12 protein-coding genes and 2 pseudogenes are annotated in these 14636 nt (G+C 67.5%); 7 read left to right on the forward strand and 7 right to left on the reverse strand.

Translation table 11 applies throughout. The features are described 5' to 3' along the window. Positions 1 to 5: 5 nt before the first annotated feature. The 4 genes from LKD76_RS14980 to LKD76_RS14995 are packed head-to-tail and all read right to left on the reverse strand — an operon-like array spanning position 6 to position 4167. Complete coding sequence (locus LKD76_RS14980) at positions 6 to 1100, reverse strand: ABC transporter ATP-binding protein (RefSeq protein WP_227981944.1); 1095 nt, start codon at positions 1098 to 1100, stop codon at positions 6 to 8. Between the two features lie 27 nt (positions 1101 to 1127). After that, positions 1128 to 2012, reverse strand: coding sequence for a carbohydrate ABC transporter permease (locus LKD76_RS14985; RefSeq protein WP_227981945.1), 885 nt, complete (start codon positions 2010 to 2012; stop codon positions 1128 to 1130). After that, positions 2009 to 2854 carry a carbohydrate ABC transporter permease gene (locus LKD76_RS14990; protein ID WP_227981946.1) on the reverse strand — a complete coding sequence of 282 codons (846 nt, stop codon included), beginning with the start codon at positions 2852 to 2854 and terminating at the stop codon, positions 2009 to 2011. Before LKD76_RS14990 ends, LKD76_RS14985 begins: the two co-directional genes overlap by 4 nt. Before the next feature lie 2 nt (positions 2855 to 2856). Further along, positions 2857 to 4167 (reverse strand): ABC transporter substrate-binding protein, encoded by a 1311-nt coding sequence (locus LKD76_RS14995; RefSeq protein WP_227981947.1) that lies wholly within the window; start codon positions 4165 to 4167, stop codon positions 2857 to 2859. Between the two features lie 359 nt (positions 4168 to 4526). On the opposite strand from LKD76_RS14995, the pseudogene LKD76_RS15000 reads away from it, so the two are divergent. After that, a pseudogene (locus tag LKD76_RS15000) lies at positions 4527 to 5270 on the forward strand (hypothetical protein); the annotation flags it as partial. 57 nt (positions 5271 to 5327) lie between these two features. Here LKD76_RS15000 and LKD76_RS15005 read toward each other — a convergent pair. From LKD76_RS15005 to LKD76_RS15015, 3 genes are all read right to left on the reverse strand, one after another. Continuing rightward, entirely contained in the window at positions 5328 to 5957 is a 630-nt protein-coding gene (locus LKD76_RS15005; RefSeq protein WP_227981949.1) for a TetR/AcrR family transcriptional regulator, read from the reverse strand. 186 nt (positions 5958 to 6143) lie between these two features. Further along, a complete protein-coding gene (locus tag LKD76_RS15010; RefSeq protein ID WP_227981950.1) occupies positions 6144 to 7667 on the reverse strand; it encodes a class I adenylate-forming enzyme family protein in 1524 nt (507 codons plus the stop codon). A gap of 30 nt (positions 7668 to 7697) precedes the next feature. After that, positions 7698 to 8258 (reverse strand): VOC family protein, encoded by a 561-nt coding sequence (locus LKD76_RS15015; protein ID WP_227981951.1) that lies wholly within the window; start codon positions 8256 to 8258, stop codon positions 7698 to 7700. Between the two features lie 148 nt (positions 8259 to 8406). Between LKD76_RS15015 and LKD76_RS15020 the strand changes: the two genes are divergently transcribed. From LKD76_RS15020 to LKD76_RS15045, 6 genes and pseudogenes are all read left to right on the forward strand, one after another. Then, positions 8407 to 9024, forward strand: coding sequence for a TetR/AcrR family transcriptional regulator (locus tag LKD76_RS15020; RefSeq protein ID WP_227981952.1), 618 nt, complete (start codon positions 8407 to 8409; stop codon positions 9022 to 9024). Positions 9025 to 9135: 111 nt separating this feature from the next. After that, positions 9136 to 10689, forward strand: a complete 1554-nt coding sequence (locus LKD76_RS15025) for a long-chain-fatty-acid--CoA ligase (protein ID WP_227981953.1) — start codon at positions 9136 to 9138, stop codon at positions 10687 to 10689. 43 nt (positions 10690 to 10732) lie between these two features. Next, entirely contained in the window at positions 10733 to 11848 is a 1116-nt protein-coding gene (locus LKD76_RS15030; RefSeq protein WP_227981954.1) for an alpha/beta hydrolase, read from the forward strand. Continuing rightward, positions 11845 to 12297, forward strand: coding sequence for a nuclear transport factor 2 family protein (locus LKD76_RS15035; protein WP_227981955.1), 453 nt, complete (start codon positions 11845 to 11847; stop codon positions 12295 to 12297). The genes LKD76_RS15030 and LKD76_RS15035 overlap by 4 nt, the downstream gene beginning before the upstream one ends. 67 nt (positions 12298 to 12364) lie before the next feature. Then, positions 12365 to 13528 carry an enolase C-terminal domain-like protein gene (locus LKD76_RS15040; protein ID WP_227981956.1) on the forward strand — a complete coding sequence of 388 codons (1164 nt, stop codon included), beginning with the start codon at positions 12365 to 12367 and terminating at the stop codon, positions 13526 to 13528. Between the two features lie 10 nt (positions 13529 to 13538). Continuing rightward, positions 13539 to 14447, forward strand: a pseudogene (locus LKD76_RS15045) (ketopantoate reductase family protein); the annotation flags it as partial. Positions 14448 to 14636: the final 189 nt, after the last annotated feature.

The raw sequence follows: 14636 nt of genomic DNA on the forward strand, positions 1-14636 counted from the left end.
GCGCGCTAGGTGCGATCGATCGGCAGCAGCAGGCCCGTCTCGGGGTCGTACCAGCGACAGGATCGCCAGGGGAGGAGGAGTGACAGCACAGTGCCGGGTTCGGCGCGGAAGGTCGGTGGCGCTTGGACTCTCACCGTCTGTCCGGCGAGGGTCGTGGTGAGCAGGGTGGCGGAGCCGAGGGGTTCGAAAACCTGGAGTTCGGCCTCTACCGCGTGGCCTCGGTGCTCGCCGTTCACGACGATGGACTCGGGGCGGATGCCGAGCCTGATCGCCTTCCCGGCAAAGGTGGACAGGGCAGCGGGTGCGGGCAGTGATCGGCCGCCCAGGTCGAGACGGGGGCCGGACTCGCCGGCCGTGATCGTGCCGGTGAGGAAGTTCATGGGCGGGCCGCCGAGGAAGGCGCCGACGAATTCCGTTGCGGGATCGTCGTATACGTCGGTGGGTGCGCCGCACTGAACCACCACGCCCGCGCGCATGACCGCCACCCGATCGCCCAGCGACAGCGCCTCCACCTGGTCGTGCGTGACGTAGATCGTGGTGGTGCCGAGCTCGGCGACCAGCTTCTTCAACTCGGCGCGAAACGACATGCGCAGCAGGGCATCCAGATTCGACAAAGGCTCGTCCATGAGCAGGACATCGGCGTCCATCACGATCGCGCGGGCCACCGCGACCCGCTGGCGCTGCCCCCCGGACAGTTTCGCCGGATAGCGATCGAGATACGGTGTGAGCTGCAGTAGTTCGGCGGCCCAAGCGACCTTGCGCCGCACCTCCTCGCCTGACACCCCGTGCATGCGCAGCCCGAAACCGATGTTGTCGGAGACCTTTTTGTTGGGGAACACCGCATAGGACTGGAACACCATCGACAGGTTGCGCCGTCGCGGTTCGAGATAGGTGACGTCCCGGCCGCCGATCACGATCTGCCCCGAGTCCGGCACCTCCAGTCCGGCGATCATCCGCAGCAATGTCGTCTTGCCGCAGCCGGAAGGCCCGAGCAGCACCACGAATTCGCCGTCGTCGACCGTGAGCGATACCTCGTCGGTGGCGCGGGCCGCGCCGCCGGGATAGGTCTTCACCAGGTCACGCAGGACCACCTCAGCCATCGCGGATCCCTGTCGTCGGAAGGTCTTTCATCGAAGCGTCGTCCCCCACATATTCACCAGATAGCGGCGCATCACCAGGATGAACAACAGCGCCGGGATGATCAGCGCGAACCCGCCCGCGAAACGGTACGGCGCCGACGCCTCCGACAGCGAGGTGAGCACCTGTGCCGGCAGCGTGCGGTGGCCCAATGTCACGATCGTCGCTCCCAGGATCTCGTTCCAGGACAGCACGAAGGTGAAGATCGACGAGGCGGCCAGCCCCGGAAGCGCCAGCGGCACCACCACTGTGCGGGCGGCCTGCCAGCGTGTGCAGCCGAAGACCTGCGCGGCTTCCTCCAGATCGGCCGGCACCGCGACGAAGATGCTCGCGGTGATGAGTACGGTGGTCGGCAGGGCCAGGGTGGTGTGTACCAGTGTCACGGCCAGCACTGTGTCGTAGACGTGGGCGTGCAGGAAGATCGTCGCCAGCGGCACCGACAGCACCACGATCGGCAACGCGCGCACCAGCAGAATGAACACCTGATAGGTGTCCTTACCGCGGAACGCGTAGCGCGCCAGCGCATATCCCGCGGGCGCGCCGATCACCAGTGACCAGAACACCGTGTAGAGCCCGACCAGCACCGAGTTACCGAAAGCGGGCGCCGTTCCCGTCGCCCGGAAGAACGACGACAGCGTTTCGACCGAAAAGTGATCGGGGATCAACGGTTTCGGAAACCTGTCCAGAGTCTCGCGCGAGGACACCGCCGAGAGCCCGATGAGCACGATCGGCAACGCCATGAACACCGTCACCGCGATGCATCCCAGCTGGACACCCACGGCCCGCCACCGCCGCCTGCGTAGCGGTGCTCGATCGACCGGCGGTAGGGCAGTTCGCGACTCGGCGGCACCGGTGCCCGGGAACACCTCGCTCATCGTGCATCCTTCGGCTGTCGCACGGTCCGCAGATACAACGCCGCGGTGCCGAGTGAAATGGCCAGCACGACAAGGGAAACGCAGCTCGCCACCGCGGGATTCTGCAGATTCGCATACCACTGGTAGGTCTCGCCGACCAGCAGCGGGAAATCGCGCCCGGTCAGGGCCTGCGCGACCGCGAAGGCCTGCAGCGCCAGGATGGTTCGCAGGATCAGCGCCGCCTGCAGGCTCGGTCCGAGCAGCGGCAGCGTGACGTGGCGCAGCCGCTGCCAGAGGCTCGCGCCGAAAACCTGTGCGGCCTCCTCGTAATCGCGCGGAATCAGCTGCACTCCCGCGACCACGATGACGAACACCAGCGACGTGGCGCGCCAGATCTCGGCGAGCACGACGGCCAACAGCATCGTGCCGGTGTGCTGGTAGCTCAGCCACTGCACCCCGTCGTGGGACACCCCGAGCCATACCAGCAGCGAATTCAGGTAACCGCGATTGCCGAAGATCGACAGCCACACCAGGCCGGCGGCCAGCTCCGAGATCGCCAAGGGCAGGCACCAGAGATAGAAGTGCCCACCCGCGAGTCCGGGCCGGGCCTGCAGCAGCAGCGCCATCCCGACGGCGAGCACCAGCTGGATCGGGACGACGATAACCAGCAGCAACAACGTATTCCGCAGCGCTTTCAGGAAGTACGGATCACCGAACAGACGATGCCAGTGGGCCAGCGTGAACCCGTGGCCGTCTTCGAAGGCGGCGAGCACTCCCTGTATCAGCGGCCAGCCGAACAGCGCCGCCATCAGCACCAGCGAGGGCAGCAGCAGCATCCACGGGGAGCGCAATCGTGCGGTCATGGTTACTCCACCCGGCACAGTTCGGCGACCGGGTCGGGGGCCCAGCACGGCACCTTCAGGTCGTCGAGGATACTTTGCAACACCCGTGCCTGCTGATCGAGCGTCGATCGAATATCGGCCCCACCCAGCACGATCGAGCGGAAACTGTCTTGGAACACCTTGTTCACCTCACCCTCGCGCCGGCCCAGGCCCACCGGTGGCAGCGAGACGATCGCGCCCGGCGCCCGCTGCTGGCGTTGCACCGCCTCGGCCTCGAGTTGGATCGCCGGGGGCAGATCTCGTGGGATCGCCGCGCTGACGGCGGGGAAGAAACCATTGGAGCGCAGCAGCGCAATCTGGTTGTCCGGCTGGGTGAATGCGGTGATCGTGCGCTGTGCCAGCTCGAAATCCGGACAGCCCTTGGGAATTGCCAGCCCGGCCAGCACGGCCATGTAGCCCAGTCCATGTGTGCCGCGGGGCGCGGGCACCATCCGCCAATTCCGGGGATCGCGTTCGGGCGCGTGCACCAAGCGCACCACGTGATCCCAGGCCATGCGCACCTCGCCGCTCTCGAGCGGCTCCTGCATGAAGTCGTAGGTGGTGCTCGCCGGCACGCAGTTGGACCACAGCTCGCGCAAGTACTCCCAGGCGGTGACGGCCTCGGCGGAACGAAACGTGGTGATCTGACCGCCGGTGAACGACGGCAGCAGATAACCCTGAGTGAACCTGTGCAGCAGCCCTTTCGGGCCCGCGGGCAGGCCCAGCATCGGGTGATTGCCATTGGCGCGGCGGGCCGCGACAGCCCAGTCGAGAAATTGGTCGTAGGTCAGCGCCGCGACATCGACGCCGGAGGGCAGATGCTCCAGCGCCTCGGCGTGTGCGGCGAGCACGTAACTCGCGGTGGCCCAGGGGATGTACCAGGTGCGGTCGGTGCCGGACTTCGCGAGCCGCAGGTAATCCGGTGACCAGCCGCGGTTTCCGAGATCGATGAGCAGGCCGGTCGAGTCCTGCAGGTATTTCGGTGCCAGTGGGGCCAGGTCGCCGTGCAGCCCGGCGAGCAGGCCGATCTTCGTCGAACCCGCCCCCACCTGGCTGCGCACCTGCGTCGAGAACGGGCCCTCCTCGACGGTCACGTAGCTGATGCCGGGCGCGGTCCGGCCCAGCAGAGACCGGAAGCGTTCGGCCTCGTCCGTGGGACGAAACTGGGTGGACAGCAGGATCATTGCGCCACCGCCGGTGGTGGCGAAGCCGGTACACGCCGCCGCGGTGAGCGCCGCCGCGCCGATACCCGCCGCGTGCAGGAGGGATCTGCGCGTCGTTCCCAATCGTGGCATCCCTTGCCCCTTGCAGCACCAACCGTGGCATACAGCCCGTTGCCAGGGTGGAACTTAAGTGGCGTCAGGGCGATTGTCAAAGGAACCGACAGGAAGGAACACGCTCGTTACATCGTGCCGATGCGTCGCACCACAACGCCCACTTCGGTGACCGATCCGCGGCGGTGTCGGGAATACGGCGGGGTGGGGATGGTGGCCGCGCACCCGAACCCGGTCCCGCCGTGTGAGCTGGAATCTGCCCGTAGACGTTGTGTGCGCCGATCGTGTTCGCGGTGGACACTGGACAGTATGCGCAGGTGTCGCGCCATGGAAGAAGCCACCGCGATCGAACCCCCGATCGCGCCGGCGTTCGGACGCCGATGACGCACTGGTTCAGCACCACCATCGTCGACACCGGACGGCTGCCGCTGTTCGCGATGATGGTCGCCTTCACGCTGGCCTTCGCGTTCATCCGGATCAGTACGCGGCTCATCCGAGCCGAAGTGAGCTGGTGGCCCGGCAATGTGACCCCAGGTGGGCTGCACATTCATCACGTTGTCTTCGGGCTGGTGATGATGCTCGCGTCCGGCCTCGGTTTCGTCGCGCTCGCGAACTATGAGACCCCCGTCGCCAACTGCATCCTCGCGGCGGTATTCGGAGTCGGTTCGGCATTGGTCCTCGACGAATTCGCGCTCATACTCCACCTGCGCGACGTGTACTGGAGCGAAGAGGGCCGCGCGAGTGTCGACGCGGTATTCGTCGCCTTCGCCATCTCCGTCCTGTTCGTGCTCGGCGTGCATCCGCTGGGACTTGCCGAGGGCGATCTCGAGCGCGACGGAGCAGCCGTCCTGGCCGCCGATATCGGGTTCCTGATCCTGCAGTACGCGCTGGCGTTCGTGACCCTCTTCAAAGGCAAGCTCTGGACCGGGCTCATCGGGCTGTTCTTTCCGCCCCTGCTGATCGTCGGCGCGATCCGGCTGGCCCGGCCGCAGTCTCCGTGGGCACGCTGGAGATATCGTGACCGGCCCGCCAAGCAGATCTCGGCACAGCGTCGTGAGACCCGCTATCGCATACCGGTGACCCACGCGAAGATCCACGTTCAGGAACTTCTGGCCGGGCGGTTCGAGCTTCAGTCCCGACAGTGAGCGAGCACAGAGAATGTCTGTCGACAGGCGTCGAGGTCACCTGGCGGTCGAGGTCGCCGGGAGCGGGTCGGTCCAGTACACCGCGTGACCCCACAGCTGCCACAGCGTCTCGACGGCGGTCTCGTCGGTGAGCTCGATGTGGGGGTCGTCGTTCTGGTACTGCCAGGTGAGGCAGAACTGTTCGATCATGGCGGTCAGTGCGGACGCGGCGATCTCGGGATGCAGGCCGGGGCAGTACCCCGCGGACTGGGCCGCGCGAATGTCGCGCGCGATGAGTTCTGTTGCGCTGCGGTGGATCTCGCGCCACCGGGCCGCGAACGCGGGGTCGATCATCGCGGCCTGGCTGATTCCGATGACCTCGGCCAGATGTTCGCGGTAGTGCAGCCAGAACAACCGGATCGCCTCCCGCAGCGCGGCGATCGGGGTGAGGCCGCTGCGGTAGGGCTCGGCGATCTTGGCCTGGAGCTTTTCGCTGAAGTCTTCGGCGAGCTCCGCCAGCAGTGCTTCCTTGCCGTCGTAGTGCTGGTAGAGCAACGCGGGCGATCGGTCCGCTTCGGCGGCGATATCGCTCAAGCGGGCGTTGAGGTAGCCGTCCCGGGTGAAGACCCGGCGGGCACCCTCCCGGAACGCTTCTCGCGTCGCGCGGCCGCGCGCTGTCCTGGCCATACACTCCCCATTCGGTCGCGGCCAGTTTTCCGCTACCGCGCCGCTGTCGCCCTGACGGAACCGCCGTTCCGTTGCTGAACGCATGAACTTTACCCTCGTTCAGGTCGCCTACCTCGTCGGTCGGCACGTCCTGCCCGCACTGTCGCCGGCGGCAAGGGTGTGGCGCGGTGGGGATCGGTCAGCGGGTTATCGGTGTCCGGCGCGCAGTTCGGCCTTGAGCACTTTGCCGGTCGCGCCCCGCGGCAGCTCGTCGGCGAATTCCACCGAACGCGGGCACTTGAAGTGCGCCAGCCGCCCACGGCACCACTGAACGAGATCCGCCTCGGTCACCGTCGTGCCGCTGTTCGGGACCACGACGGCGTGTACGCGCTGGCCCCATCTCCCGTCGGGGAGACCGATCACGGCGACCTCGGCGACGTCGGGGTGCTCGGCCAGCGCGAACTCGACCTCGGCGGGGTAGATGTTCTCGCCGCCGCTGATCACCATGTCCTTGGCGCGGTCGACGATGAACAGATACCGATCGGCGGTGAGCCGGGCGATATCGCCGGTGCGGTACCAGCCGCCGTCGGTGAAGGCCGCATCGGTCGCGTCCTGATCGCCCCAATACCCGGGGAACAGATTCTCGCTGCGGATGAGCAGTTCGCCCGGCTCGCCGGCCGCCACATCGGTGCCGTCCGGGGCTGTCACCCTGGCCTCCCAGCCGAGGGTGAGCTGGCCGGCGCTCGTCAGATACGGGCTCTCGGGGGTGTGGTCGTGTGGAAGCAGTTGGCTCACGAACGACTGGCATTCGGTGCCGCCGTAGATCTGCCGGAACCGGCAGCCGAGGGTTTCCACGGCCGCGCGCAGCAGGGCAGGGGTGATCGGTGCCGAGCCGTACTGGATTTCCACGAGCGCGGACAGGTCGGGCCGGTGGTCGCGGGAGCGGACCTCGTCGACGAGCATATCGATGAGAGTCGGTCCGGCGGTGAAGAACTCGATGCCCTCGGCTTCGATCGTGTCCACCACCGCGGCGGCGTCGAAGGTGTCGTGCACGGTCAGCGTCCCCGCGGTCAGCATGACCTGCATCGCCTGGGCGAAGCCGGCCAGGTGGAACAGCGGCATGATCTGCAGGTGCCGCGATCCGGTGACCTGGTCGCCGATATCGAGGGCGAAGCCGGACAGTGACCGGATGAGCGATCCGTGATCGAGCGGGATGAGCTTGGGCCGACCGGTGGTTCCGCTGGTGTGCATCAGCGCGAACACCGAATCGGAGGTGAGCCGCTCGACCGGGCGCGGCGGTGCGGCCGCGGTGGCCTCCGGTCGCCAGCCGTCGTCTCCCTGGCCGGCGAGTACGACCCTGGCCTCGACCCGATGGGGGAGTTCGGCGGCATCCACCGTGGAGACCAGATCCGGGCCGGCCAGTACCGCCGCCGGATCGAGCATGGCGAGCAGCGGCGTCAACTCGTGTGCGGACAGCCGCCAGTTGATCAGGGCGGGGAGCGCCCCGGCCCGCATCAGGGCCAGCGCTTGGATGAGGTAGGCCGCGCTGTTGCGTGCGATGACCGCGACCACATCACCTGAGCCGATGCCCAGCGCGGCCCAGCCACCGGCCCGCCGCTCGACTTCGGCGAGGAGTTCGCCGTAGGTGTAGGCGTTGTCGGCGTCGCGCAGCGCGGGCCGGTCGCGCCGCCCGATGGCCCGCCACTCCAGCACGTGTATCCAGCTCTGCATGAGATGTCCCTTCGGGCGACGGGCCCGCTGTCAGGCGGTCAGGGTGCGGTCGGCCCGGGTCCGCGGTGCGTGCGCCACGTCCGCCTCGGTGAAATCGCGCATCCAGCAAGCGAATTCGAGCAGAATCCCGTCCGGATCCTGGAAGTAGAACGAGCGGACGTAGACGCCGGGGTGCATGGTGGTGGCGACCTGCGTCGGGCTTTCGTCGTGATTGACGACGGGGGCGACCTTGATGCCCTTGGCCTTGAGTTCGGCGCGGTACTCGTCGAACTTGTCCGCGGGGACGTCGAAGGCGACGTGGTTGAGTGAGCCGATGGCGCTGGACCATTCGCCGAATCCGGGCACGGCGACCGGCGCGGAGATGCCGGGGACCGGTTCGGGGGCGTCGGGAAACCAGAAGAACGCCAGGGAGTTTCCGCCGCCGGCATCGAAGAAGAAATGCTGGCCCTGTCCGTCGGGGAGGTCCAGCGTCTTGATCAACGGCATCCCCAGGACTCCGGTGTAGAACTCGACCGTTCGCGCCATGTCGGAACAGACCAGCGCGACATGATTGAAGCCCCTGAGCTGAAATTCTGGATTCTCTCGCGTCATCGCCGTCCTCCTGGCTGCCGTGATTTTATGAATCTGAGGTTAACATCAGATTCATAAAACGGCCATAGGCTGCCTCCTGCCTCCTGCCTCCTGCGGCCCTGTCGCTCCGGCCGCTATCGTCGTGTCCGACGAGGTGAGGAGTCCGGATATGACCGAACGTGCGCGCCCGACGATTCGTGGCCGGGAGACCTTGGCCGCGATCGAAGCTGCGGCACGAAAGGTGATCGCCGACAAAGGCTTTCTCAAGATGACGATTCCGGACATCGCCAAGGAAGCGGGGCGTTCGCCCGCCTCGTTCTACAACTACTTCGACTCCAAGGAAGACCTGCTCGCACACTGGGCCGAGGAGTTCAAGGTCGAGGCGAGCCGTCGTGCGCGGCCCGCATACGGTCCTGGTCTGTCGCATCGGGAACGAGTCGCGCGGTCCGTGCAGGCGCATTGGGACACCTATCGGGAGCGCCTCGCCGAGATGGTCGGCGTCAGCCAGTTGGCGATGGTCAACGACGAGTTCGCCCGATACTGGCGCGAACTCTGTGACGACGCGGTGGCCGGCATCGCGGAATCCATCGTGCGTGCGCAGGACGAGGGCTACTGCCCGGACCTGGTGCCGCGGGTCACGGCCTCGGCGATCGTGTCCATGCTCAATCAGTTCTGTTACGACCACCTCGCCGGTGGTGCTCCCGACGTCGACGACGACGAGGCTGTCGCCGCGCTCACCGACATCTGGTACCGCGCCATCTACTGGAAGCCCGCCGACCGGGTCTGATCGATCGCAGATCGGGTCTTGCCAGTCGCGCAATCCTCGGACATGATTATGACATCAGATTTACATTTCGGGCGGACGGACAGCGCGGTCCCGCAGAAACACAGGAGTCCGATGAAGGTCGATGCGTCACTGGCACATATGGTGCGGCACTGGTCGCGGGTTCGCCCGCACGCGACCGCCATTACGGTGGGTGGCCGAGGGGCGCTGACCTATCGCGAACTCGACGAGCTGACTTCGCGATTCGCCAACGGGCTGCGCGGGCTCGATGTCGGGGCGGGGGACCGGATCGCCTTTCTCGGCCGCGACACCCGCACCTGGGCAACCGTGCTGGTCGGCGCCTCGAAGGTGCGGGCGGCGGGAGCGCCGCTGAACTGGCGTCTGGCACGGCCGGAGATGGCGGAGATCCTCGCCGATGCCGAACCCGCGGCCATCGTGTGCGAACCGCAGCTGCTGCCGCTGCTCGGCCTGCCCGCGGGAGAGCCCGGCGACGGCGACTGCCTGGTGGTCGACGGGGTGGCCACGCCGCTGCGGGCCTGGCTCGATGGGCAGAGCGCCGTGGATCCCGGCGGTGAGCCGGAGCCGGAGGATATCGCCTTCCTCTTCTACACCTCGGGCACCACCGGACGGCCGAAGGGCGTCCAGCTGGCCAACCGCAGCGTGAGCGCCAACCTGGCCAAAACCGCGCCGTGGTCGATCGGGCCCGACGATGTGGTGTTCGTGCCCGCCCCGACCTTCCATCTGTCCGGCAGCGGATGGCTGTTCCTGTGTCTCGCGCGCGGCGCGCACGCGCTGTATGTGAACGAGGTCGTGCCCGCCGAGGTGCTGCGGCTTTTCGAAACCCATTGCGTCACACATGCGCTCGTGGTGCCGGCGGTGCTGCAGATGCTGGCGCGCGACCCCGTGGCATCCGAGGTCGACTACTCGCACCTGAAGATGATCATCTACGGCGGCTCGCCGACCTCGACGACTGTGCTCGCGGAGGCCCGGCAGGTGTTCGGCTGCGAGCTCACCCAGTCCTACGGCATGACCGAGAGCAACGGGCCCATCACCTTCCTGTGGCCGGCCGATCACACGGCAGACGCTCCGGCGCACAGATTGACCTCCGCCGGGCGGCCCGTCGACGGCGTCGAGGTCGCCGTATTCGACCCGGTCGCGGGCGAACGGCTGTCGTCCGGGCAGGTCGGGGAGGTGTGGACTCGCAGCGATCTGCTCATGACCGGTTACCGCAACAGGCCCGCCGAGCAGGCGGCCGCCGTCACCGAGGACGGCTGGCTGCGCACCGGCGACGCCGGCTACTTCGACGACGACGGCTATCTCTACATCACCGACCGGGTCAAGGACATGATCGTGTCGGGTGCGGAGAACATCTATCCGGCCGAGGTCGAGAACACCCTCATGGAACATCCGGATGTCGCCGACGCCGCGGTCGTCGGTGTGCCGCACGAGAAGTGGGGCGAGACGGTCAAGGCGGTCGTGGTGGCGCGCCCGGGTGCGGCGCTCGAGGCCGGGCAGATCATCGATTACTGCCGGGGGCAGCTGGCCCATTACAAGTGCCCGACCACGGTCGACGTCGTGGACGACCTGCCCCGCAATCCGAGCGGCAAGATCCTCAAACGGGTGCTGCGCGACCGTTATTGGCCGAGAGACGGCCGCAGGGTCGGATAGCCCTCCGCGAGTACACCTTTCATCATCACAGCAGGAGCGACCAATGGCGATCGACAAGACATTCATCGGACTTCCCTCCCCGGCGATCGGGAGGGCGGGCGCGGGCGGGCACCCGTGCCAGGGCGTCTACCACACCCCGGCGGGTAGATCCCCCAAGGTGGCGGTGATCGCCACCCACTATCAGATCGATTTCTCCGAGCACTATCTCGCCGAATATCTCGCCGAGCGCGGATTCGGTTTCCTCGGCTGGAACACCCGCTTCCGGGGGGATGAGAACCACTTCTTGCTCGATCACGCACTGGTCGACATCGGCGTCGGTGTCCGCTGGCTGCGTGAGGTCGCCGGGGTGGAGACCGTTGTGCTGCTGGGCAATTCCGGCGGTGGGTCGCTGATGGCGGCGTATCAGTCGCAGGCGGTCGAGCCGAATGTGACGCCGCTGCCGGGTATGCGGTTGGCGGCCGGTGTCGAGGAACTGCCCGCCGGCGACGCCTACATCTCCGTCGCCGCGCACCTGGGCCGGCCCGATGTGCTGACCGCGTGGATGGACGGCGCGGTCGTCGACGAGAACGATCCGCTCAAAACCGATCCGTCCCTCGATCTTTTCGAGCCGCACAACGAACCGCCGTACAGTGCGGAATTCGTCGCCCGCTACCGGGCCGCGCAGGCCGCGCGCAACCGGCGCATCACCGCGTGGGTCAAGGCCGAGCTGGCGCGACTGACCGAGGGCGGATATCACGACCGGCCGTTCAGCGTGTTCCGCACCTGGGCCGACCCCCGCACGGTCGACCCGACGCTCGAGCCGACCCGACGCCGGCCGAACAGTTGTTACGCGGGCAAGCCGGTGCGGGCCAACCGCTCCGTCTACGGCATCGCCGCCGCGTCCACCCTGCGCACCTGGTTGAGCCTGTGGAGCCTCGACGATTCCCAGACCCGCGCGCAGCCGCATCTGGCCCGGATCGTGGTGCCGTCGCTGGTGGTCAACGCCGATGCCGACACCGGGGTCTTTCCCAGTGACGCCGCCGCCATCTTCGATGGTCTGGCCGGCACCGACAAACAGCGCCACGATGTGCACGCGGACCACTATTTCCTCGAACCGGCCGGTGCCCGTACCGAACTCGCCGATCTGATGACCGCCTGGATCGAAAAGCGGTTCGCATGAGCGAGAGCGCGAGCGACGCATCGGCGCCGGCCGATCGGCTCGATCCTGGACTGGAGCGGTTGGCCGCGGATTTCATCGCCGCGGTCGAGCGAGGTGATACCGACGAGATCGCCGAGCGCATCTATGCCCCGGACGCGATCATCTGGCACAACAGCGACGGCGTCGAGATGACCGTCGCGCAGAACCTCGCGACGCTGGCCTGGCTGTCGGCAACCCTGCGGGACATGCGCTACGAGGAGGTCGTGCGGATGCCTGCTCGCGACGGCTACGTGCAACGGCACGTCTTGCGCGGACACTGCCCCGGTGGTGAGGAAATCACCGTGCGCGCCTGCTTCTTCGTCACCGTCGCGGGCGGGCGGATCACTCGCATCGAGGAGTACCTGGACACCGCGGCCAGTGCGGACGTGCGCAGATACCGTCCCGAAAGTCTCACCGCGACGAACCCGTAAGCCGGCACCGACGCCGAAACCGCGTGCGGGCCGCGCCCGCCGCCATCCCCGAAAAGGAGCAATGCCGATGCGCATCACCGCGATCGTGGAGATCCCGGTCCGGCTGCACGGCGATGTCGCCAACGCGCTGGTGAACTTCTCCGGCCACACGATCTCGCTGGTCGCTGTGGTCTCGGACGTGATCCGTGCCGGCAAGCCGGTGGCGGGGGTGGCGTTCAACTCGATCGGCCGCTTCGCGCAGAGCGGGATACTGCGCGACCGGATGATCCCGCGTGTCCTTGCGGCACAGCCGGATTCGCTGCTCGACGAACAGAATCGGATCGATCCGGCCGAGGTACTGCGGGCCGCGATGCGAGACGAGAAGCCCGGTGGCCACGGTGACCGGGCGGCGGCGGCGAGTGCGCTGGAACTGGCCTGCTGGGATCTGAACGCCAAACTCGACGACGAACCCGCGTATGCCCGCATCGCACGGCATTTCGGGCGTGAGCCGATCACCGGCGGAGTGCCGGTATACGCCGCCGGCGGGTACTACTACCCGGACGGGGGGATCCCCCGACTGCGCGAGGAGATGAGCGGGTACCGGGATCTGGGGTACGACGCGTACAAGATGAAGATCGGCGGCGCGCCGCTGGCCGAGGACCTCGCGCGGATCGAGGCCGTCATCGATATCGCCGGCGCCGCCGATCGGGTCGCGGTCGACGCGAACGGCCGGTTCGATCTGTCCGCCGCCACCGACTGGGGCACGTCGCTGAGCCCCTACGGGCTGCGCTGGTACGAGGAGGCGGGTGATCCCCTGGACTTCGACCTGAATCGTCAGCTCACCGACGGTTACCCGGGGCCGGTCGCGACCGGAGAGAACTTGTTCTCCGTACAGGACGTGACGAATCTGGTGCGATTCGGCGGCATGCGCCGGCGCCACGACATCTTCCAGATGGATGCCGGACTCGGCTACGGACTGACCGAGTACGCCCGCATGCTCGGCGTCCTCGAAACACATGGCTTCGACCGGACATTCGCGTTCCCGCACGGCGGGCATCTGCTCAACCTGCACATCGTGGTCGGCTTGGGACTCGGCGGCTGCGAGTCCTATCCGGGCGTCTTCCAACCCTTCGGCGGCTACAGCGAGCAATGTGTCCTCGCCGACGGGCGGATCGCGCCGTCGGACGCTCCGGGTTTCGGTCTCGAACAGAAGTCCGGCCTGGCCGATCTCATCACCGAACTGCTGGCGTGAGGAACGACCCATGAAGATCGCGATAGTCGGTTGTGGCGCAATGGGCTCGATCTACGCCGGTAAGCTCGCCGCCGCCGGCAACGATGTCCTGGCCGTCGTCCGCGGGCAGGAGACCGCCGAGCAAATCTCCCTGCACGGCATGCGGATCACCGGGCCCGAATCCGATGTGGTGGTCGCCCTGCGCGCCGCTGTGGCTCCCGTAGAGGAGATGGATCTCGTCGTGCTCGCCGTGAAGGCCGCCGACGTGGCTGTCGCCGCGCGAGCCGCGCTGCCGCTGCTCGGCGAGGCGACCCCCGTCCTGACCATCCAGAACGGCCTCGGATCGGCGGATACGGTGGCCGGGATCGTCGGGGCGCATCGCGTCGCGGTGGGCATCGCGAGCGGTTTCGGCGCCTCACGCCGCGGGCCCGCCCACGTACACCACAACGCCATGAGCGCGATGCGGTTCGGCGCTTACTCCACCCTCGATCACGCGATCGCGGAGAACATCTCCGCCGTCTGGCGGGACGCGGGTTTCGATGCCGCCGCGGCGGCCGATATCGCCGCGATGCAGTGGGAAAAACTGATCTGCAACGTCGCCTACAGCGCGCCGTGCGCATTGACCGGCATGACCGTCGGCGAGGTCATGGACGACGCGCGGATGGGACCCGTCAGCCGCGCGGCCGCCACCGAGGCGTGGACCATCGCCCGCGCATCCGGCATCGCGATAACAGTGACGGACCCGATCGAACACGTGCGAGCGTTCGGCGCCCGGATGCCGGCCGCCAAACCGTCGGCACTACTCGATCACGAGGCGCGGCGGGTCAGCGAAATCGACGTGATCAACGGCGCGGTGCCCAGCCAGGCGAGACGGATCGACCTCGAGGCGCCGGTGAACTCGACGTTGACCGCCCTGGTGAAGTCCATCGAAAGTCGGTGGGAACACGGCCCGACGGCCGTACGCGGCGGCGTGGGCAGGGGTGATTCCGGGATGCACAGCGGTGCTCAGGAGCAGGCCGCCGGGGCGTAGCGAGGTCGGCGAACGAGGCCCGTATTGTCCGCCGACCAGTCCCGCGCCCGGTGGCGATATCCACGGACACGCTGAGGAACCGGGCCCCTGTCGCACTGA

Source organism: Nocardia spumae, from assembly GCF_020733635.1.
GTDB classification, from domain to species: domain Bacteria; phylum Actinomycetota; class Actinomycetes; order Mycobacteriales; family Mycobacteriaceae; genus Nocardia; species Nocardia spumae.

Bases quoted from the DNA above. Each gene is read 5' to 3' on its own strand.
- LKD76_RS14980 (WP_227981944.1), bottom strand. From the start codon at position 1,100: ATGGCTGAGGTGGTCCTGCGTGACCTGGTGAAGACCTATCCCGGCGGC.
- LKD76_RS14985 (WP_227981945.1), bottom strand. From the start codon at position 2,012: ATGAGCGAGGTGTTCCCGGGCACCGGTGCCGCCGAGTCGCGAACTGCC.
- LKD76_RS14990 (WP_227981946.1), bottom strand. From the start codon at position 2,854: ATGACCGCACGATTGCGCTCCCCGTGGATGCTGCTGCTGCCCTCGCTG.
- LKD76_RS14995 (WP_227981947.1), bottom strand. From the start codon at position 4,167: ATGCCACGATTGGGAACGACGCGCAGATCCCTCCTGCACGCGGCGGGT.
- LKD76_RS15005 (WP_227981949.1), bottom strand. From the start codon at position 5,957: ATGGCCAGGACAGCGCGCGGCCGCGCGACGCGAGAAGCGTTCCGGGAG.
- LKD76_RS15010 (WP_227981950.1), bottom strand. From the start codon at position 7,667: ATGCAGAGCTGGATACACGTGCTGGAGTGGCGGGCCATCGGGCGGCGC.
- LKD76_RS15015 (WP_227981951.1), bottom strand. From the start codon at position 8,258: ATGACGCGAGAGAATCCAGAATTTCAGCTCAGGGGCTTCAATCATGTC.
- LKD76_RS15020 (WP_227981952.1), top strand. From the start codon at position 8,407: ATGACCGAACGTGCGCGCCCGACGATTCGTGGCCGGGAGACCTTGGCC.
- LKD76_RS15025 (WP_227981953.1), top strand. From the start codon at position 9,136: ATGAAGGTCGATGCGTCACTGGCACATATGGTGCGGCACTGGTCGCGG.
- LKD76_RS15030 (WP_227981954.1), top strand. From the start codon at position 10,733: ATGGCGATCGACAAGACATTCATCGGACTTCCCTCCCCGGCGATCGGG.
- LKD76_RS15035 (WP_227981955.1), top strand. From the start codon at position 11,845: ATGAGCGAGAGCGCGAGCGACGCATCGGCGCCGGCCGATCGGCTCGAT.
- LKD76_RS15040 (WP_227981956.1), top strand. From the start codon at position 12,365: ATGCGCATCACCGCGATCGTGGAGATCCCGGTCCGGCTGCACGGCGAT.